Origin of the sequence: Sphingomonas sp. Ag1, assembly GCF_000980895.1 — a bacterium.
Taxonomy (GTDB): Bacteria; Pseudomonadota; Alphaproteobacteria; order Sphingomonadales; family Sphingomonadaceae; genus Sphingomonas; species Sphingomonas panaciterrae.
In genome coordinates, this window is record NZ_LAZX01000088.1 from 1 (window position 1) to 17,499 (window position 17,499).

Consider the following 17,499-nt stretch of genomic DNA (forward strand, 5'->3'; position numbering starts at 1 on the left):
GGCGCCAGCAGGCGTAGGGGGGAGCTTGGTCATGGTCGGTCGGCCTCCAAAGTGTTGTCTCGACAACTTCACTTTAGACACCCGCTGGCCGGCCATGGCTTGCCCTGATGAACCCTGCGGCCGCTACGCGGCCTTGTCTCCATCAGGGCCATAGCGGCTCCCGAACCGACGCTCCCCAATGTGCTACGGCTCGGCTTTCATCTCCGAGCATATCGAGCAGGCGTGCATCGCCCTCAAAATCCGCCTCATCCATTCGCTGCCGGGGCGTCCTCGCGGGCGCGGCAAGATCGAGCGGCTGTTCCGCACCATCAACGACATGTTCCTGCCCGACCTGCCCGGCCACCTGATCGCGGGCAAGCCGCTGTCGGCGCCAGTGCTCACGCTCGACGAGCTGCGCGCCCGCTTCGAGGCGTTCGTGTGCGGCGTCTATCATCGTCGCCCGCATGGCAGCACCGGCGAACCGCCGATCACGCGCTGGCAGAAGGGCGGGTTCCTGCCCGCAATGCCCGACAGCCTTGAACAGCTCGACATGCTGCTCGTGCACGTGCCCAAGCCCCGTAAAGTGCTGCGCGACGGCATCCGTCTGATGGGCAGGCGCTATGTCGAACCCACGCTCGCGGCCTTCGTCGGCGAGCAGGTCGAGGCGGTCTATGACCCCCGCGACCTGACCGAGATCCACGTCTACCACCAGGGCCGGTTCGTCTGCCGTGCGCTCAGCTCCGAGCACGCTGGGCACCCGTCGTTGCGCGCGATCCAGCGCGCCCGGCGCGGCGCGAAGGAGCGCGACAAGCAGGTGCCTGCCCCCACGGAGACCTTCGATGGCGACCAAGAGGATACGGCTTCCCGGCCCACCACCTACCGAGGGCTCCGGCTCTACGCCGCTGACGATTGAGTTCCTGGTCGAGCAGCCGTTCCTGGCGACCCGCGAACATGCCCGGTTCGTCGAGTTTGCCGAAGCCTGCGCGCACTACCGCTATATCGGCGTGTGTCATGGCCGGCCGGGCGTCGGAAAGACGCGATCGGCGCGCGAGTTTTCCAGCTTCCCCGACCTGGGGGAATATGCCGCGCTCCGTCCCATTGCCGCGCTCCTTGGCGAAAAGGTCGCTCGCTGCCGCGCCGTCTTCTACACCGTGTCGGTCAGCAACACGCCCAAGACGATCGACGCGGTGTTGGGCCTCAACCTCATTAAGCTGGGCTATGCCCGGCTGACGGTCGCGGGCGGCTCGCAGGACGAAATCACCCATGACGCCGCCCGCATCGCCTGCCCCCTCGTCATCGTCGACGAGGCCGACCGCCTGACCATAAAGTCGCTCGAACATCTCCGCGACATGGCCGATCGCCACGGCTTCGGGCTGATCCTGATGGGTATGCCGGGCTTGGAGAAGCGCCTCGCCCGCTATGCCCAGCTCTACTCGCGGATCGGCTTCGTCCACGAGTTCAACCCGCTTACCGAGACCGAAATGCGGCTGCTGCTCGCGACCCACGCCGGCGATTTCGGGATCAGCTTCGACCCGGCCCAACTCGACGCGATCGAAGCGCAGGCAGCCGTGATCCGCATCACGCGCGGCAACTTCCGGCTCATGGAGCGCCTGTTCGCGCAGATGCGGCGGATCATGACCCTCAACCGCGTCGAGGAGGTCACCGCTGACATCGTTCAGGCCGCGCGCGATTGCCTCGTCATCGGACCCGGCAACTGACAAATAGCGCGATCAGAACGCCGCCATTTAGCGCGAGCGTTTACAGGAGATGCCGAGAATCTCGGCGGTTTCGGCTTCCGATTTCTCATCGATCGTCCGCAAGACGAGCGTGTCCTTGAGCGATGCGGGCAGGGCGGCGATCGCTTTCATGGCCTCTGCCAGCTGCTGCTCGGCGCCGATCGCCTGGTCGGGTAGTGGCGCCTCGTCGACGACATGTTCGGCTTCCCCCAGCGCCAGCGCGTGGGAGAAGAAGTTGCGGACCGCGCGGCGGCGGCGCCAGTCATGGCATTTGTTGATGACGATCCGCGACATCCAGACCGGAAAAGGTCGCGCAGCGTCATAGCGGTTGAGTGCGGCGAAGGCGGCGACGAAGCTCGCCTGGGTCACGTCGAGCGCTTCGTCGCGGTTCCCGACATGGCTGCGCACGAGGCGGTGCACCCAGCCCTGATGCCGGCGGACCAGCTCGCCATAGGCCGCTTGCCGGCCTCCAAGCGCCAGAGCCGCGAGCTCCCCGTCCGAGCAGTCGGGGAGGCACGCGGTCATTTGGACTTGGCCGTCAGCGCTTTCACCACGGCGTCGTCGAACTTGTCCGTCTGATCCGGGCGCAGCACGGCCCGCATCGCGAAGATATGCTCGAGTGTTTCCTTCTGCAGCGCGCCCATCGCCTGGTGCGAGCGATCCACCGCCCCTGCAACCCGAGGACCATAGCCATGCTCCGCCTCGATCGCCTCGGCGAGCCGCGCGTTATCGGCGCGCAGTTCGGCCTCCAGTGCCTGACGCCGGATCGCATAGTTCTTCTCGATCGTCTCGAGACGGCTATGTTGCGCGGTGTCCAGCTTCAGATCGCGATGGAGCAGGTCGTGCAACTCATTTTCGACCGGGCGCACCGGAACCACATAGACGCGGCCGATGACCACACCGGCGATCGCCGCGGCAAAGGTCAGCAGGACGAGGAGCAGGAGCCGGCGGTCGCGCATCATTGTGAACTCAGCAGCGTCGAAGGAGCGAGCGCGAGCCGCGCGTCAAAGGGCGATATCGGCCCGGCTTCGGTCGACCGCACAGGCACGGCCGAGCCGGCAATTCCCAGGAACAAGGCTGCTGCCGCGGCGATACCGAATGTCGTGGCGCTCAGGCGGGGCATGGCCTGGAGCCGGGCGATCTCGGCCATGACGCGGCTGTCCAGCCCGGCAAGCCGGGGATCGAGCGGCGCTTCCCGCAACCGGCTGAGCATGTCGTCGAGGTGGTCCATGATGTTTCTCCGTCTTCACTTCTCAATAAGCAGGATGGTCCGGCAACCCTTGTCCGGGAACAAAAAGAAAAGTGCGAGGGGTGCAGGTCGCGGCTGCGTATTCTCTCATGTCACTGACAGGAGAATGTCCAAATGCGCTTCTTTTCGCCGCTCGCAGCCATCGCCGCCGTCGGCCTGAGTGTTTCGGCTCCGGCCTACGCCCATCCCAAGCTCGTGTCCTCGACGCCCGCCGCCAACGCCAGCGTCCCGGCGCCGTCGCGTATAACGCTCACCTTCAGTGAAGGTCTGATGCCGAAGCTGTCGGGCGCCGAGATCGTGATGACCGGCATGCCCGGCATGCCCAACCACCGCATGGCGGTAACCGGCTTCAAGACGTCCGTCGAAGGCGACAAGACGCTCGTGCTGACGCTCGCCAAGCCGCTCATGGCGGGCAGCTATCAGGTCGCCTGGCACGTCGTCTCGACCGACACGCACCGCATCCAGGGCAATCTCGCCTTTACCGTCAAGTGACGCCATGAACGACGTGGCACTCGTCGCCGTCCGCTGGGCGCTCTACGTCGATCTCGGCCTGTTGTTCGGCCTGCCGCTGTTCGCGCTCTATGCGCCCGGCGGCGGCCGGATGGTACAGCGGCATCTGCCGATGGTAGCAATGGTGGCCGGTCTCGCCTGTCTCGCCCTCCTGCTGTCGGCGCTGGGGTTCGCGTTGCAGGCAGCGGCCATGACCGGGCTGCCGCTCACCCAGCCTGATCTTTCCATGGTCGCAGAGCTGTTCAACGGCACGTCCATGGGAACGGCGCTGAAGGCGCGCCTCGTCGCGCTCCTCGTTCTTCTGCTCTCCATCCCCTTCTATCGCCGGCAATCCCGTCCTGCCTTCATCGCCTCCACTCTGGCAGGCGCGGTCGCACTCGCGACCCTCGCCTGGAGTGGGCATGGCGCGGCTGGCGAAGGCGAGGCGGGCTGGCTGCAACTGGGGGCCGATCTCATCCATCTGCTCGCCGCCGGCGCCTGGGTCGGCGCGCTTGCCGCATTCCTCGCGCTGGTACTTCCCAGGCTCGCAACCGACGATCTCGCCGCTCAAGACATGGACCGGGTCACGCTCGCCGAGGAAGCGTTGCGGGGCTTCTCCCTCGTCGGCACGATCATCGTCGCCCTGCTGATCCTGACCGGGACGGTGAACGGCTGGTTCCTCGTCGGTCCGGGCAACATCGCCTCGCTCGGGCAGTCGACCTACGGCCTGCTGCTCATCGCCAAGCTGCTGCTGTTCGCCGGCATGCTGGGCCTGGCCGCGCTCAACCGTTATCGCCTGACCCCGGCACTTGCGCAGGCGATCGAGGAAGAGGACGCGCCACGGGCGCAGGCGCTGCTGCGCGCGAGCCTCGTCGTCGAAGGCGGTCTTGCGATCGTCATTCTCGGGCTCGTCGCCTGGCTGGGGACACTATCGCCGCCCATGTCGATGTAGCTTATCGTTTCGGACGCCTCGCGTTGGGAGAAGCCAATGCAATCCTACACCCCGCCGCTCGGGACCGGATCGACGAAAGACTATGATCGCGCGATCCGCCTGTGGACGCGGGAGAAGCGGTGGCGTGCCGCCATGCTCGCCGCCCTGGCGCCCAAAGCCGGTGAGACGGTCGTCGACGTCGGCTGTGGCACCGGCAGCTTCGCGCTGATGCTCAAGCAAGCCGAGCCCAGGACGCAGGTGATCGGTCTCGATCCCGATGCCGAGGCGCTCGACATCGCGCGGCACAAGGCCGCTGTGCGGCGGGCCGATATCGACTGGCGTCAGGGATTTGCCAGGGACGTGGCCCCGGGTACCGCCGACGCTGTCGTGTCGAGTCTCGTGCTGCATCAGATGCCGGTCAGGGAGAAGGCGGCAACCCTGCGCGCCATGTTCGCCATGCTGCGCCCGGGTGGGCGCCTGGTGATCGCCGATTATGGCCGCCAGCAGGGTTTCATGCGGCTTGCCTTCCGCCTGACCGTGCAGCGGCTCGATGGCATCGATGATACCCGGCCCAATGCCGACGGCGTGCTCCCCGGCCTGATCGCGGCGGCCGGCTTCAGGCATGTGGCCGAGACGTTTCGGCTTTTGACCATCACCGGCGCGATCGACTTGTTTACGGCGCATCGACCGGCGCAGGACCACGGCCTTACGGTTGCCAATGACCTTGGCTGATGGCGGCCAGGCGAACGGGCCCGCCGATTTGTCCGCTTAGGCGATTACGTATTGACCCTGACACGGTGTCAGACCCTAGATCGTCAGGCGTCGAAAGGAGCAAGGCGATGAACGAGACACATGGAGCGGCGCATGGCGGCGGTTGCTGCGGCGGCCACAGCGCCGCGAAAGCGGCGACCGGCGTCAAGGACCCGGTCTGCGGCATGACCGTCGACCCGGCGACCACGGCGCATCAAGCCGAGCATGGCGGTGAACGCTATCATTTCTGTAGCGCGGGCTGCCGGACCAAATTCATCGCCGATCCCGAGCGCTATCTCGGCCCGCCAGCGCCGCCGGTCGCGGCGCCCGAAGGCACGATCTGGACCTGCCCGATGCATCCAGAGATCCGGCAGGACCATCCCGGATCCTGTCCGATCTGCGGCATGGCGCTCGAGCCCGCGACCGTGACTGCCGACAGCGGCCCCAGCCATGAGCTGGTCGATTTCACACGGCGCTTCCGGGTCGGCCTGATGCTGGCCCTCCCGGTGCTGATCCTCGAGATGGGCGCGCATCTCTTTCCCGCGATCCATCGCCTCGTGCCGATGTCGATCTCGGTATGGATCCAGTTCGTGCTGGCGACACCCGTCGTGCTCTGGGCGGGCTGGCCCTTCTTCGAGCGTGGCTGGGCCTCGCTCAAGACCCGCAACCTCAACATGTTCACCCTGATCGCGATGGGGACCGGGGTCGCCTGGATCTACAGCGTCGTCGCGACGCTCGCGCCCCAGCTGTTCCCGCCCGCCTTCCGCGGAGAGGACGGCATGGTTGCCGTCTATTTCGAGGCGGCCGCGGTGATCACTGTCCTCGTGCTGCTCGGCCAGATGCTCGAACTGCGCGCGCGCGAGCGGACCTCGGGCGCGATCAAGGCGCTGCTTAACCTTGCGCCAAAGACCGCGCGCCGGATCGGCTCCGATGGCAGTGAAGAGGAAATCAGCCTCGATCTCGTTGTGGTCGGCGACCGCCTGCGTGTGCGTCCCGGCGAGAAGGTGCCGGTCGATGGCGTGGTCGAGGACGGCCGTTCCTCGCTCGACGAGTCGATGGTCACCGGTGAGTCCATGCCCGTCACCAAGGCCAAGGCCGACACGGTGATCGGCGGCACGCTCAACCAGACCGGCGCGCTCGTTATCGTCGCCGACAAGGTTGGCCGAGACACCATGCTGGCGCGCATCGTCCAGATGGTCGCCGAGGCGCAGCGCTCGCGCGCGCCGATCCAGCGCATGGCCGATCAGGTGTCGGGCTGGTTCGTGCCCGTGGTCATCGCGGTCGCGGTGGTCGCGTTCATCGCCTGGGGCATCTGGGGCCCCGAGCCGCGCTTCGCCTACGGGCTGGTTGCGGCGGTCGCCGTGCTGATCATCGCCTGTCCCTGCGCACTGGGTCTCGCCACGCCGATGTCGATCATGGTCGGGGTTGGCCGCGGCGCCGGGCTCGGCGTCCTCATCAAGAATGCCGAAGCGCTCGAGCATATGGAAAAAGTCGACACGCTCGTCGTCGACAAGACCGGCACGCTGACCGAAGGCCGGCCTGCCGTCACCCAGATCGTGCCGGCGCCCGGCTTCGACGAAGCCGAACTGCTGCGGCTTGCCGCCTCGGTCGAGCGGGCCTCCGAGCATCCGCTCGCGCTGGCGATCGTCGAGGCCGCCAAGGATCGCGGCATCCCCACGAGCGACGTCACCGACTTCGATTCCCCCACCGGACGCGGCGCGCTCGGCACCGTCGACGGCCGCCGGATCGTGCTCGGTAATGCGCGGTTCCTCTCGGAAGAGGGCATAGCAACCGACGCGCTGGCGGAGCAGGCCGACGCCCTGCGCCGGGATGGCGCCACCGCGATCTTCATCGGCGTCGACGGCACCGTCGGCGGCGCCTTTGCAATCGCCGATCCCGTGAAGCAGACGACGCCGGAGGCCCTGGCCGCACTCAAGGCCGAAGGCATTCGCGTGGTGATGTTGACCGGCGACAACCGCACCACAGCAGAGGCGGTGGCAAGGCGGCTCGGCATTGACGATGTCGAAGCCGAGGTACTGCCCGACCAGAAGAGTGCCGTCGTCGCGCGGTTGAAAAGCGAGGGGCGCGTGGTGGCGATGGCCGGCGACGGGGTCAACGACGCCCCCGCACTGGCTGCCGCCGATGTCGGTATTGCCATGGGCTCGGGCACCGACGTCGCGATCGAGAGCGCGGGCGTGACGCTGCTCAAGGGCGATCTCATGGGCATCGTGCGGGCACGGCGGCTGAGCCAGGCGACCATGTCCAACATCCGCCAGAACCTGGTCTTCGCCTTCATCTACAATGTCGCCGGGGTGCCGGTGGCGGCGGGCGCGCTCTATCCGCTGTTCGGCATCCTGCTCTCGCCGATCATCGCGGCCGCCGCCATGGCGCTCTCCTCGGTCAGCGTGGTCACCAACGCGCTGCGCCTCAACCGGAAAGCGCTGTGAACATCGGGGAGGCGTCGAAGCAAAGCGGGGTCTCGGAGCGGATGATCCGCCATTATGAGAAGATCGGCCTCATCCCGGCGCCGCCGCGCCGGGGAGCGGGTTATCGCGACTATGGCGAGAGTGACCTCCATCGCCTGCGGTTCATCGCCAATGCCCGCGATCTCGGTTTTCCGATCGAGGAGATCCGGACCCTGCTCGGCCTGTGGGCCGACACGGGCCGCAGCAGCGCCGATGTAAAGCGGGTCGCGTTGGCGCGGGCGGAGGAATTGCAGCGCAAGGCCGAAGCGCTGACGACCCTGCGCGAGACCCTCGTCGATCTCGCCGAGCGCTGTCATGGCGACGAGCGGCCAGATTGTCCCATCATCGCGGAACTGAGTCTCGACAGAAAATGTTAGCGCCGGCCGCCTCTCGGACCAGACCCGCTCTGGCGGCCGGGGTGCTGATCGCACTTGGCATTCTCACGACGGGCCTCGCGATATATTTCCTCGCAGTCCGCCCGCCACTGCTGGCGGAGGATCTTCGCCATATCGGCGGCAACCCGCAGACCCTTTCGCCGGTATTGCGGGACTGGTTCGGCGGGATAGCTGGCTCGCCCGTGCGACCGCACTGAGCCTCCTGATCGTATTTGGCCGCTTTTCATACAGCAATGTCGTGCTGAGCTCTGACTTCTGGGGCTGGCATATGCGAGGCAATCCCTCCGTAGGACTACGGAGTGCGCAGAGGCTTCCTGCGCTTCAGGGCTTGTTGCACCGCAGCAGGAGCGAAAATGTGCAGAGTCGAAGCAATATCCCTGACCCGTTGGACGGTCTGGCCACGACGCTGGATCGGTCGAGCTTCGCCGCCATCGCGCAGCTGACTTCAGGCCAGTCGCCCGCCACTTTGGCGCAGTCTTTTTCCGACTGGTGGACGCACATTCTCTGCTCGCCAGGCAGGCAGCTGCAGCTCGCCGCCAAGGGCGGGCGCAAGCTGATGCGGCTCGCCGACTATGCCATGCGCAGCGCATCCGGCAGCGATCACGAGCCGGCGATCGATCCGCTGCCCCAGGATCGGCGCTTCGCCGACGCAGCCTGGAAGCGCCATCCGTTCGACCTGATCGAGCAGGCCTTCCTGCTCCAGCAGCAATGGTGGCATGCCGCGACGACCGGCGTGAGCGGCGTCACCGGGCACCACGAAGCGATCGTCGAGTTCGCGACCCGCCAGATGCTCGACATGGTGTCCCCGACCAATTTCATCCCGACCAACCCCGTGCTCCAGCAGCGCATCCTCGAAACCGGAGGACAATGCCTTGTCGAGGGTGCGCGATTTTTTTGCGACGACCTGGAACGCCTGGTACGCGGGGAGCCCGCAGCGGGCACGGAGGCCTATCGGGTCGGCGAGAAGGTCGCAGCCACGGCTGGCAAGGTCGTGTTTCGCAACAGGGTCATGGAACTGATCCAATATGCGCCCGCAACCGAGACGGTGCGTCCGGAGCCGATACTGATCGTGCCGGCATGGATCATGAAATATTACATCCTCGACCTCTCCCCGGAAAATTCGCTCATCCGCTGGCTGGTAGGGCAGGGCTACACCGTGTTCTGCATCTCCTGGCACAATCCCGACAGCGCCGACCGCGATCTCGACATGGAGGATTATCGCCTGCTTGGGCCGATGGCCGCCGTGGATGTCATCCAGGCGATTACCGGCACCGAGAAGATCCACGCGGCCGGCTATTGTATCGGCGGCACGCTGCTCGCCATCACCGCGGCCGCGATGGCGCGCGATGAAGATAAGCGTCTGGCGAGCGTCACGCTGTTCGCCGCCCAGACCGAGTTTAGCGAGCCGGGCGAACTTGGCCTGTTCATCGACGAGGCGGAAATCAACCTGATCGATGCGATGATGTGGGCGCGCGGCTTTCTCGACAGCAGTCAGATGGGCGGCGCCTTCCAGATGCTGCGATCCAACGATCTGGTCTGGTCGCGCATCCTCTCGACTTATCTCATGGGCGAGCGCGAGCCGATGACCGACCTCATTGCATGGAATGCCGACGGCACCCGCATGCCCTATGCCATGCACGCGCAATATCTGCGGCGCTTGTTCCTCGACAATGACTTGGCCGAAGGGCGCTACGAGGCCGGCGGCCACCCGGTCTCGCTCTCGGGGCTGCGCATGCCGATCTTCATGGTGGGCACGGAAACCGACCACGTCGCGCCGTGGCGCTCGACCCACAAGCTCCACATGCTGACGGGCGCGGAGATCCGCTTCGTGCTGACGAGCGGTGGCCACAATGCCGGGATCGTCTCCGAGCCCGGGCATCCTCATCGCCACTTTCGCGTCGCGACACGGATGCAGGATGGCCCGGCGCCAGGTCCCGATACCTGGCTGGAGCGGGCCGAGCTGCGCGAAGGGTCGTGGTGGCCGGAATGGAGTTCATGGCTTGGATCGCACTCGGGCAAGGCGGCCGCCCCACCGTCGATGGGCGCGCCCGAACGGAACTATCCGCCGCTCGGTGATGCCCCCGGGCGCTACGTGCTGGAGCGCTGAGCCATGGCCACCGCCAACCTCATCGAGAACCGCACGTTCGACGAGATCGCCGTCGGCGACACGGCCAGCCTCACCCGCACGCTGACCGCCGACGACATCCAGCTCTTCGCGGCGGTGTCAGGCGACGTGAATCCGGCGCATCTCGACCCTGTCTATGCCGAAACGGACATGTTCCACAGGGTCATCGCTCATGGCATGTGGGGCGCGGGGCTCATCTCGGCGATCCTGGGAACCGAGCTGCCAGGGCCCGGTGCGATCTATCTCGGCCAATCGCTTCGCTTCACCCGCCCGGTGGGCGTCGGCGACACCATCACGGCCTGCGTCACCGTCGCGCAGAAGCGCGCCGAGCATCATGTCATCGTTCTCGACTGCGCCTGCGTGAACCAAAAGGGCGAGACCGCCATCAGCGGCCAGGCCGAGGTCAAGGCGCCCACCGAGAAAGTCAGCCGGCCCCGCATGCCGCTTCCCGACGTGCGGATCGCCAGCCACGACCGCTTCCGCCAGTTGATGGAGCGCGCCAAGGACGGATCCGCGTGCGTCACGGCCGTGGTCCATCCGTGCAGCGCCGACGCCATGCGCGCGGTGGCTGAGGCCGCCGACGCCGGCATCGTCGTTCCAATTCTCATCGGACCTGCGGCGCGTATGACGAATGCGGCGAAGGACGCCGGTGTCGATATTGCCGCCTTCCGGGTGATCGGGGTCCCGCACAGCCACGCCGCCGCCGCCGAAGCCGTCGCGCGCGTACGGGCCGGCGAAGCCGCGCTGCTGATGAAGGGTTCGCTTCATACCGACGAGCTCATGGGCGCGGTCGTATCGTCCGACATGGGCCTTCGGACCGAACGCAGGATCAGCCACGCCTATGTGATGGATGTGCCCGGCTATCCGCGCCCGCTCATCATCACCGACGCCGCGATTAACATCGAGCCGACGCTTGAGGACAAGGCCGACATCGCGCGCAACGCGATCGACCTTGCCCATGTGATCGGGATCGAACAACCCAGGGTCGCGATCCTCGCCGCCGTCGAGACGGTCAATCCAAGGATGCGCACCACATTGGATGCCGCGGCGCTCTGCAAGATGGCGGACCGGGGCCAGATCGAAGGCGCGCTGCTCGATGGACCGCTCGCCCTCGATAATGCGATCAGCGAGGCGGCCGTGCGCGACAAAAGTATCGTCTCGCCGGTCGCCGGCCGGGCGGACATCCTGCTGGTGCCCAATCTGGAGGCCGGCAACATGCTCGCAAAGCAGCTGACCTTCCTGGGCGGCGCCGATGCCGCAGGCGTGGTGCTCGGCGGGCGCGTTCCGATTATCCTCACCAGCCGGGCAGACAGCGTGCGCACGCGCCTCGCCTCCTGCGCGCTCGCGGTGCTGCTGGCGCGGGCTGCAACCAAGGCGTCTCCCGGCGTTGCGGGACAGCGCCGCGATGGCTGAAATCCTGTGCCTCAACGCCGGTTCGTCGAGCCTTAAGTTCGCGCTCTACGCCGAGCCGGGCACTGATGAGCCCTCTTTGCTGGCGAGCGGCAAGATCGAGAATATCGGCCTTGAGCCGCACCTGATCGCGCGCGATGCGAAGGGGGATGTCCTTGCCGACCGGCGCTGGACGAAAGACGTCACGATCACGCATGAGACGCTGCTCAAGGATTTGCTGCGGGAGATCGAAGCTTCGGTCGGCGAGGATCTGATCGCGGTAGGACATCGGATCGTTCATGGGGGCGCCGACTATTCAGCGCCGGCGCGGGTCGACGCGCCACTCCTCGCCGCACTCGAGGCGCTTTGCCCACTGGCGCCATTGCATCAGCCCCATAATCTCGCCGCGGTCCGCGCCGTCTCCAGGCTGCGCCCCGCTCTGCTGCAAGTCGCCTGCTTCGACACCGGCTTCCATCATGGCCAGCCCCCGGTTGCGACGCGCCTCGCGCTGCCGCGCGCGCTTGGCGAAGAGGGCATGCGGCGCTACGGCTTTCACGGCATCTCCTACGAATATATCGCGCGGCAGCTGCGTTTGATCGATCCCGATACAGGCGGTGGCCGCACGATCGCCGCGCATCTCGGCAACGGGGCCAGCCTCTGTGCGATGGACGGGGGGCGCAGCATCGACACGACGATGGGGTTCACCGCACTCGACGGATTGGTGATGGGCACGCGGTGCGGAGCGCTCGACCCGGGCGCGGTGCTCTATCTTCTCCAGCAGAGGGGCATGACGGCGCGCGAAGTCGAGCATCTCCTCTACAGTGAGTCCGGCCTTTTGGGCGTGTCCGGCACATCGAGCGACATGCGCGCGCTTCTCGGCAGCGAAACGCCCGCCGCTGGGGAAGCGATCGACCTCTTCGTCTGGCAGATCGCGCGCCAGGCTGGCGCCCTCGCATCCTCGCTCGGGGGGCTCGATAGCTTCGTGTTTACCGCCGGGATCGGCGAGAATGCGCCTGAAATCCGCGCCCGCGTCGCCGATCGGCTCCGCTGGCTCGGCGTGGCGCTCGACACGGACGCGAATCTCCGCGGAGCGTCGGTCATCAGCGCGCCGTTCAGCCGTGTCACGGTGCGCATCATCCCGACCGACGAGGAGTGGATGATCGCCATCCACACCGCCGATCTTCTGCGTGAGGAGCCGAAACCATGAAACCTCTCGTCGATCTTACTGGCAAGCGCGGCCTGGTGATCGGCATCGCCAACGCGCAGAGCATCGCGGCGGGCTGCGCCCAGGCCTTCCACGACTGTGGCGCGAGACTGGCGGCGACCTATCTCAACGGAAAGGCCGAGCCGCTCGTGGCGCCCGTCGCGGAGACCCTGGGAGTCGAATGGCTCGCCGCGTGCGATGTCCGGGTGCCGGGCGAACTGGAGGCCCTGTTCGAGCGGGTGAAGTCCGAATAAGGCGGCCTCGATTTCCTGCTTCATTCGATCGCTTTCGCGCCGAACGAGGATTTGCACGGCCGCGTCGTCGACAGCTCGGCCGAAGGCCTCGCGCTGGCGATGGACGTCTCGTGCCACAGCTTCCTGCGCATGGCGCGTCTCGCCGAGCCGCTGATGTCGGATGGCGGCTGCCTGCTGTGCGTCACCTTCTACGGGTCGGAGCGGGTGGTCGAGCACTACAACCTGATGGGGCCGGTCAAAGCGGCCCTCGAAAGCGCGACCCGCTATGTCGCGGCTGAGCTTGGCCCCAAGGGCATTCGCGCCCATGCGATCTCGCCAGGCCCGATCGCGACCCGCGCTGCCAGCGGCATCGACCGCTTCGACGAGCTGCTCGAACGGGCCGCGGCGACGGTTCCGCAGCACCAGCTCGTGACCATCGAGGATGTCGGAGGGCTCGCCGCCTTCCTGGTGAGCGATGCCGGCCGCCATATCACCGGTACGATCATTCCGGTCGATGGCGGTCAGCACCTGCTCGGCTAGGGCGGCTCGCCGCGATCGGGGGCTATCCTATTTGTCGCTGGTGGCCTGCTTCTCGCCGTCGCCCGGGCTTTTCTGCCCGAACCATGGTCCGACAATGGCAGCAAAGGCATCCAGCGCCCCGGGAGCCGTCGGAGCGCTCGCGACGGCCTGCCAGGCCTGCTGCCATTCCTCGAACGCCGATCTTGTGCCGGCAATCATATGCTCGCGGACCGTGGCCATGTCCTCGAACAGTGCCCGCGGTCCGGCCGGGCTGACCGCGCCGGCGTCCGACGTCTTGTCCGTCGCGCCCGCAATCGAGGCACGCGCCTCTTCGGCGAAGCGGCCGGCGGCGCGGTTGCCGACCTCGAGCGACTCTTCGCCACCTTTCCGGGCGACTTCGGCGAGCTTCAGCATCAGGCCGACATTCGCTTTGGCGAGCGCGGCAAGTTGATCGACCGGATAGGGCATGGGACGATGAACCTTTCTCTTCGCGTCTAAGCTCCAGCGTATCGGGCATGCAGCCCTGGCCTGAGGCTCATCGCGTCGCGCCGCCGATATTCGGCGAGGCTGAATCAGAGAGAATCGGTAACTCTACGTATGCCGAATCTGCGGCTTGCCTGCGACGCTCAGCCAATGCACTTTTGGCTTGTCGTCCATGTCGTGCCCGCGGGCAGCGACTTCTACCCGTCCCGTCATGATCGCGGCACGGTCGGGCATGATTATGGTCTGACCCGGCAACCGGCATGGGCGTGATACCGTCCATAGCCAGGCTCGGCCGGATTGCGGCGCTCCGCGGTCCCGTCCTCGATGTCGAGTTCGACGAAGGGCCGCTGCCCGCAGTCAATGAAGCACTGCGCATCGATGCGGCGTCAGGCCCGCTGGTCGCGGAAGTGCAGAGCCATATTGATGATCGGACCGTCCGCGCCGTCGCGCTTCAGCCGACCTCCGGTCTGGCGCGCAATGTCGGCGTGGTGGCCTTGGGCGCACCCATCGCGGTTCCGGTCGGAGACAAGGTTCTTGGGCGGCTCCTTACGCCGACCGGGCAGGTGGGGGACGGCGGCGCGCCGCTCGGACCGGATGTGCCATTGAGGCCGATCCATCGCGCACCCCCACCGCTCGACGAGCAGAGCGCGGCGACGGCGATGTTCGAGACCGGCATCAAGGTCATCGATCTGCTCGCACCGCTTGCCCAGGGCGGCAAGGCCGCCATGTTCGGGGGCGCGGGGGTGGGCAAGACCGTGCTGGTGATGGAACTCATCAACGCGATGGTCGCCCGCTACGAGGGTGTCTCAGTGTTCGCGGGCATCGGCGAGCGATCGCGCGAGGGCCATGAGCTGCTCACCGACATGCGCGGCTCGGGTGTGATCGACAAGACCGTGCTCGTTTTCGGGCAGATGAACGAGCCGCCGGGCGCGCGCTGGCGGGTCGGGCTGACCGCGCTCACCATCGCCGAACATTTCCGCGACGAGCAGAAGCGCAACGTCCTGCTGCTCATGGATAATGTGTTCCGCTTCGTCCAGGCCGGCAGCGAGGTGTCGGGCCTGCTTGGACGCATGCCTTCGCGCGTCGGCTATCAACCGACGCTGGCCAGCGAGGTGGCCGCGCTGCAGGAGCGCATCGCCTCTGTGCATGGGGCTGCGGTGACCGCGATCGAGGCGGTCTATGTGCCCGCCGACGATTTCACCGACCCGGCAGTCACCGCCATCTCCGCCCATCTCGACAGTTCCATTCTGCTCTCGCGCGCCATGGCGGCCGAAGGCATCTATCCCGCGGTGGATCCCTTGGGGTCCTCGTCGATCCTGCTCGATCCGCAGGTCGTGGGCGATCATCATTACGCGCTCGCCCAGCAGGCCCGCGAGACGATCGCGCATTATCGCGAGCTCCAGGACATCATCTCGCTGCTCGGCATCGAGGAACTGGGCCGCGAAGACCGGCTGATCGTCGGCAGGGCGCGGCGGCTCCAGCGCTTCCTGACCCAGCCTTTCATGGTGACCCAGGCCTTCACCGGACAGGCCGGCCGCTCGGTGGCGCTGGCTGATACCCTGAAGGGCGTCGCGGCCATCCTGTCGGGCGAGACCGACGACTGGCCCGAAAGCGCCTTCTACATGGTGGGCGATATTGAAGAGGCACGCTCTCGCGTGGGGCAGGGCGCATGAAGCTGCGCATCACCGATCCGACCGCGATCCTCGTCGACGCCGATGTCGCGTCGGTTCGCGCCGAGGATGCCAGCGGCAGTTTCGGCATCCTGTCGGGCCATGCCGATTTCCTGACCGCGCTTGGCGTCTCGATCGTCTCCTGGCGCGGCCCCGATGGCGCTCCCGGCTATTGCGCGGTGCGCAACGGCATTCTGACCGTGAGCCACGGCACGGAGGTCGCGGTCGCGACGCGCGAAGGCCATGTCGGCGATGACCTTGGAACGCTCGAGCATGACGTGCTCGCGCGCTACCGCGAGCGCGACGAGGGCGAACGATCCGAACGGACCGCGTCGGCGAAGCTCAGGATGCAGGCGATCCGCCATATGGTCGAGGCCCTGCAGGGTGGTGGCCGGGAGATCGGCCTGTGAGCACGGACAAGCCCGAGCAGCCGATCGTCGAAGCCATCCGGACCCGCGCGGAACGGCGGCGGCTTGCGCAGCGGCTTCCTTCCGTCGCCCGCAATCTCGGCCAGATCGGCGTGCTCGGCTGGCAGATCGTCCTGCCCGCGCTGGTCGGTCTCGCGATCGGCCGCTGGCTCGACCACCGGCTGGATAGCGGCATCTTCTGGACCGCGCCGCTCCTGCTCGTCGGGCTCGCCCTCGGCTGCTGGTCGGGCTGGCGCTGGATGCACCGGCAATGAGCCAGCTCTCCCCCATCCTGTTCCTGGCCCTCGGATTTGCGGTCGGCCTCGCCCATTTCGCGGCCATCGCCAGAGAAGCCGACCTCGTCACCCATGGCGGCCCGGCATCGCGCGCGATCCTGCTCAGGCTCGGGCGCCTCGCCGTCACTATTCTGGTTCTTGTCATCGCCAGCCGGCAAGGGTGGCCGGCGCTTCTTGCCGCAACAACCGGCTTCATGGGCGGGCGCCAGATCATGCTCCACCGGCTCGGAGGCGCCCGATGATATTCGCGTCACCACTTGAAAGCCATGTGCTGTTCGCGATCGGTCCGGTGCCGATCAGCCAGCCGGTCGCCACGACCTGGGGCATCATGGCCGTCCTTACAATCGGAAGCTGGCTGCTGACCCGCCGCCTTGCGTTACGCCCAACCCGAGCCCAAGCGGCGCTCGAGCTGGTCGTCGAGACCGTCGCCGGCCAGATCCGCGAGACGATGGAGGCGGAGCCGCGGCGTTATTTGCCGCTGATCGGCACGCTGTTCCTGTTCCTGCTGGTCGCCAACTGGTCGTCGCTGATCCCCGGCGTCGAGCCGCCGACCGCGACCCTCGAAACCGACGCGGCGCTGGCGCTGATCGTCTTCGGCGCGACGCTCTGGTTCGGCGTCCGCGCGCTCGGGCCCAGGGCCTATCTCGCGACCTTCGCGCGCCCCTCGATCCTGCTCGCCCCGCTCAATATTGTCGAGCTCTTCACCCGCAGCTTCTCGCTGATGGTGCGCCTGTTCGGCAACGTCATGAGCGGTGTCTTCATGATCGGCGTCGTGCTGAGCCTGGCCGGGCTGCTCGTCCCGATCCCGCTGATGGCGCTCGAAATGCTGACCGGCGCGGTCCAGGCCTACATTTTCGGCGCGCTCGCCATGGTCTTTATCGGCAGCGCTATCAGCGAGAACGGCGCCCGCCCGCCATCCAAACAGGAGTCCCCCGCATGAACTGGATCCATCTCGCCAGCATCCTCGGCGCCGCTTTCGCGATCTCGATCGGCGCAATCGCCCCGGCGCTCGGGCAGGGCAGGGCCGTCGCCGCCGCGATGGACGCGATCGCGCGCCAGCCCGAAGCCGCCAACACCATCTCGCGCACGCTGTTCGTGGGCCTCGCGATGATCGAGACGATGGCGATCTACTGCCTCGTGATCGCGCTGCTGCTGCTCTTCGCCAACCCGTTCGCCTGA

The 17,499-nt window shown here is 66.9% G+C and carries 20 protein-coding genes and 1 pseudogene; 17 read left to right on the plus strand and 4 right to left on the minus strand.

What is annotated here, in order from left to right; genetic code table 11:
- Positions 1–178: 178 nt before the first annotated feature.
- A complete protein-coding gene (locus XM50_RS07450) occupies positions 179–892 on the plus strand; it encodes a Mu transposase C-terminal domain-containing protein (RefSeq protein ID WP_231621891.1) in 714 nt (237 codons plus the stop codon).
- Positions 819–1,697, plus strand: a complete 879-nt coding sequence (locus XM50_RS19605; RefSeq protein ID WP_082102860.1) for an AAA family ATPase — start codon at positions 819–821, stop codon at positions 1,695–1,697. The genes XM50_RS07450 and XM50_RS19605 overlap by 74 nt, the downstream gene beginning before the upstream one ends.
- A 27-nt stretch (positions 1,698–1,724) precedes the next feature.
- Here the strand turns inward: XM50_RS19605 and XM50_RS07460 are convergent, their stop codons facing one another.
- From XM50_RS07460 to XM50_RS07470, 3 genes are read right to left on the minus strand one after another with little or no spacing between them, the layout of a single operon-like run.
- On the minus strand, positions 1,725–2,240 hold the full coding sequence (locus XM50_RS07460; protein ID WP_046408689.1) for an RNA polymerase sigma factor: 516 nt from the start codon (positions 2,238–2,240) through the stop codon (positions 1,725–1,727).
- Entirely contained in the window at positions 2,237–2,674 is a 438-nt protein-coding gene (locus XM50_RS07465) for a periplasmic heavy metal sensor (RefSeq protein WP_025550099.1), read from the minus strand. The genes XM50_RS07460 and XM50_RS07465 overlap by 4 nt, the downstream gene beginning before the upstream one ends.
- A complete protein-coding gene (locus XM50_RS07470; RefSeq protein WP_007406394.1) occupies positions 2,674–2,946 on the minus strand; it encodes a hypothetical protein in 273 nt (90 codons plus the stop codon). The genes XM50_RS07465 and XM50_RS07470 overlap by 1 nt, the downstream gene beginning before the upstream one ends.
- Positions 2,947–3,078: 132 nt before the next feature.
- Here XM50_RS07470 and copC point away from each other — a divergent pair, with 132 nt between their 5' ends.
- The 9 genes and pseudogenes from copC (at position 3,079) to fabI (ending at position 13,485) form a co-directional block, all read left to right on the plus strand.
- On the plus strand, positions 3,079–3,456 hold the full coding sequence (copC, locus tag XM50_RS07475; RefSeq protein ID WP_007406420.1) for a copper homeostasis periplasmic binding protein CopC: 378 nt from the start codon (positions 3,079–3,081) through the stop codon (positions 3,454–3,456).
- Between the two features lie 4 nt (positions 3,457–3,460).
- Positions 3,461–4,405, plus strand: a complete 945-nt coding sequence (copD, locus tag XM50_RS07480) for a copper homeostasis membrane protein CopD (protein WP_007406374.1) — start codon at positions 3,461–3,463, stop codon at positions 4,403–4,405.
- A gap of 36 nt (positions 4,406–4,441) precedes the next feature.
- Positions 4,442–5,116: a class I SAM-dependent methyltransferase gene (locus XM50_RS07485; RefSeq protein ID WP_017501308.1), complete on the plus strand. Its 675-nt coding sequence runs from the start codon at positions 4,442–4,444 to the stop codon at positions 5,114–5,116.
- A 107-nt stretch (positions 5,117–5,223) separates the two neighbouring features.
- Positions 5,224–7,581 (plus strand): heavy metal translocating P-type ATPase, encoded by a 2,358-nt coding sequence (locus tag XM50_RS07490; RefSeq protein ID WP_046408691.1) that lies wholly within the window; start codon positions 5,224–5,226, stop codon positions 7,579–7,581.
- Positions 7,578–7,976: a Cu(I)-responsive transcriptional regulator gene (cueR, locus tag XM50_RS07495; protein WP_007406402.1), complete on the plus strand. Its 399-nt coding sequence runs from the start codon at positions 7,578–7,580 to the stop codon at positions 7,974–7,976. Before XM50_RS07490 ends, cueR begins: the two co-directional genes overlap by 4 nt.
- Before the next feature lie 403 nt (positions 7,977–8,379).
- Positions 8,380–10,101, plus strand: a complete 1,722-nt coding sequence (locus XM50_RS07505) for a PHA/PHB synthase family protein (RefSeq protein ID WP_046408692.1) — start codon at positions 8,380–8,382, stop codon at positions 10,099–10,101.
- Between the two features lie 3 nt (positions 10,102–10,104).
- Positions 10,105–11,532 carry a bifunctional enoyl-CoA hydratase/phosphate acetyltransferase gene (locus XM50_RS07510; protein ID WP_046408694.1) on the plus strand — a complete coding sequence of 476 codons (1,428 nt, stop codon included), beginning with the start codon at positions 10,105–10,107 and terminating at the stop codon, positions 11,530–11,532.
- The gene (locus tag XM50_RS07515; protein WP_007406370.1) at positions 11,525–12,715 is read left to right on the plus strand and encodes an acetate/propionate family kinase; all 1,191 of its coding nucleotides are present in this window, start codon (positions 11,525–11,527) and stop codon (positions 12,713–12,715) included. Before XM50_RS07510 ends, XM50_RS07515 begins: the two co-directional genes overlap by 8 nt.
- Positions 12,712–13,485 (plus strand): annotated as a pseudogene (fabI, locus tag XM50_RS20060) (enoyl-ACP reductase FabI). The gene XM50_RS07515 and the pseudogene fabI overlap by 4 nt, the downstream one beginning before the upstream one ends.
- A 27-nt stretch (positions 13,486–13,512) precedes the next feature.
- Here the strand turns inward: fabI and XM50_RS07525 are convergent.
- Positions 13,513–13,932: a hypothetical protein gene (locus XM50_RS07525; protein WP_017501314.1), complete on the minus strand. Its 420-nt coding sequence runs from the start codon at positions 13,930–13,932 to the stop codon at positions 13,513–13,515.
- Positions 13,933–14,207: 275 nt separating this feature from the next.
- Here XM50_RS07525 and atpD point away from each other — a divergent pair, with 275 nt between their 5' ends.
- Genes atpD through XM50_RS07555 form a run of 6 tightly spaced genes read left to right on the plus strand, consistent with a single transcriptional unit; the run spans position 14,208 to position 17,499 of the window.
- Complete coding sequence (atpD, locus tag XM50_RS07530; protein WP_046408695.1) at positions 14,208–15,620, plus strand: F0F1 ATP synthase subunit beta; 1,413 nt, start codon at positions 14,208–14,210, stop codon at positions 15,618–15,620.
- Positions 15,617–16,027, plus strand: a complete 411-nt coding sequence (locus tag XM50_RS07535) for a F0F1 ATP synthase subunit epsilon (RefSeq protein ID WP_030541620.1) — start codon at positions 15,617–15,619, stop codon at positions 16,025–16,027. Before atpD ends, XM50_RS07535 begins: the two co-directional genes overlap by 4 nt.
- On the plus strand, positions 16,024–16,299 hold the full coding sequence (locus XM50_RS07540; RefSeq protein ID WP_030541619.1) for an AtpZ/AtpI family protein: 276 nt from the start codon (positions 16,024–16,026) through the stop codon (positions 16,297–16,299). Before XM50_RS07535 ends, XM50_RS07540 begins: the two co-directional genes overlap by 4 nt.
- Positions 16,296–16,562 (plus strand): ATP synthase subunit I, encoded by a 267-nt coding sequence (locus XM50_RS07545; protein WP_017501319.1) that lies wholly within the window; start codon positions 16,296–16,298, stop codon positions 16,560–16,562. Before XM50_RS07540 ends, XM50_RS07545 begins: the two co-directional genes overlap by 4 nt.
- Before the next feature lie 26 nt (positions 16,563–16,588).
- On the plus strand, positions 16,589–17,260 hold the full coding sequence (locus XM50_RS07550; RefSeq protein WP_231621894.1) for a F0F1 ATP synthase subunit A: 672 nt from the start codon (positions 16,589–16,591) through the stop codon (positions 17,258–17,260).
- A complete protein-coding gene (locus tag XM50_RS07555) occupies positions 17,257–17,499 on the plus strand; it encodes a F0F1 ATP synthase subunit C (RefSeq protein ID WP_046408697.1) in 243 nt (80 codons plus the stop codon). The genes XM50_RS07550 and XM50_RS07555 overlap by 4 nt, the downstream gene beginning before the upstream one ends.

What these genes read in the sequence shown, in the direction of transcription:
- XM50_RS07545 (WP_017501319.1), top strand. Translation starts at nt 16,296, where the DNA reads ATGAGCCAGCTCTCCCCCATCCTGTTCCTGGCCCTCGGATTTGCGGTC.
- XM50_RS07450 (WP_231621891.1), top strand. Translation starts at nt 179, where the DNA reads ATGTGCTACGGCTCGGCTTTCATCTCCGAGCATATCGAGCAGGCGTGC.
- XM50_RS07515 (WP_007406370.1), top strand. Translation starts at nt 11,525, where the DNA reads ATGGCTGAAATCCTGTGCCTCAACGCCGGTTCGTCGAGCCTTAAGTTC.
- XM50_RS07465 (WP_025550099.1), bottom strand. Translation starts at nt 2,674, where the DNA reads ATGCGCGACCGCCGGCTCCTGCTCCTCGTCCTGCTGACCTTTGCCGCG.
- copD (WP_007406374.1), top strand. Translation starts at nt 3,461, where the DNA reads ATGAACGACGTGGCACTCGTCGCCGTCCGCTGGGCGCTCTACGTCGAT.
- XM50_RS07470 (WP_007406394.1), bottom strand. Translation starts at nt 2,946, where the DNA reads ATGGACCACCTCGACGACATGCTCAGCCGGTTGCGGGAAGCGCCGCTC.
- XM50_RS07485 (WP_017501308.1), top strand. Translation starts at nt 4,442, where the DNA reads ATGCAATCCTACACCCCGCCGCTCGGGACCGGATCGACGAAAGACTAT.
- XM50_RS07535 (WP_030541620.1), top strand. Translation starts at nt 15,617, where the DNA reads ATGAAGCTGCGCATCACCGATCCGACCGCGATCCTCGTCGACGCCGAT.
- XM50_RS19605 (WP_082102860.1), top strand. Translation starts at nt 819, where the DNA reads ATGGCGACCAAGAGGATACGGCTTCCCGGCCCACCACCTACCGAGGGC.
- copC (WP_007406420.1), top strand. Translation starts at nt 3,079, where the DNA reads ATGCGCTTCTTTTCGCCGCTCGCAGCCATCGCCGCCGTCGGCCTGAGT.
- XM50_RS07460 (WP_046408689.1), bottom strand. Translation starts at nt 2,240, where the DNA reads ATGACCGCGTGCCTCCCCGACTGCTCGGACGGGGAGCTCGCGGCTCTG.
- XM50_RS07490 (WP_046408691.1), top strand. Translation starts at nt 5,224, where the DNA reads ATGAACGAGACACATGGAGCGGCGCATGGCGGCGGTTGCTGCGGCGGC.
- atpD (WP_046408695.1), top strand. Translation starts at nt 14,208, where the DNA reads ATGGGCGTGATACCGTCCATAGCCAGGCTCGGCCGGATTGCGGCGCTC.
- XM50_RS07555 (WP_046408697.1), top strand. Translation starts at nt 17,257, where the DNA reads ATGAACTGGATCCATCTCGCCAGCATCCTCGGCGCCGCTTTCGCGATC.
- XM50_RS07525 (WP_017501314.1), bottom strand. Translation starts at nt 13,932, where the DNA reads ATGCCCTATCCGGTCGATCAACTTGCCGCGCTCGCCAAAGCGAATGTC.
- XM50_RS07510 (WP_046408694.1), top strand. Translation starts at nt 10,105, where the DNA reads ATGGCCACCGCCAACCTCATCGAGAACCGCACGTTCGACGAGATCGCC.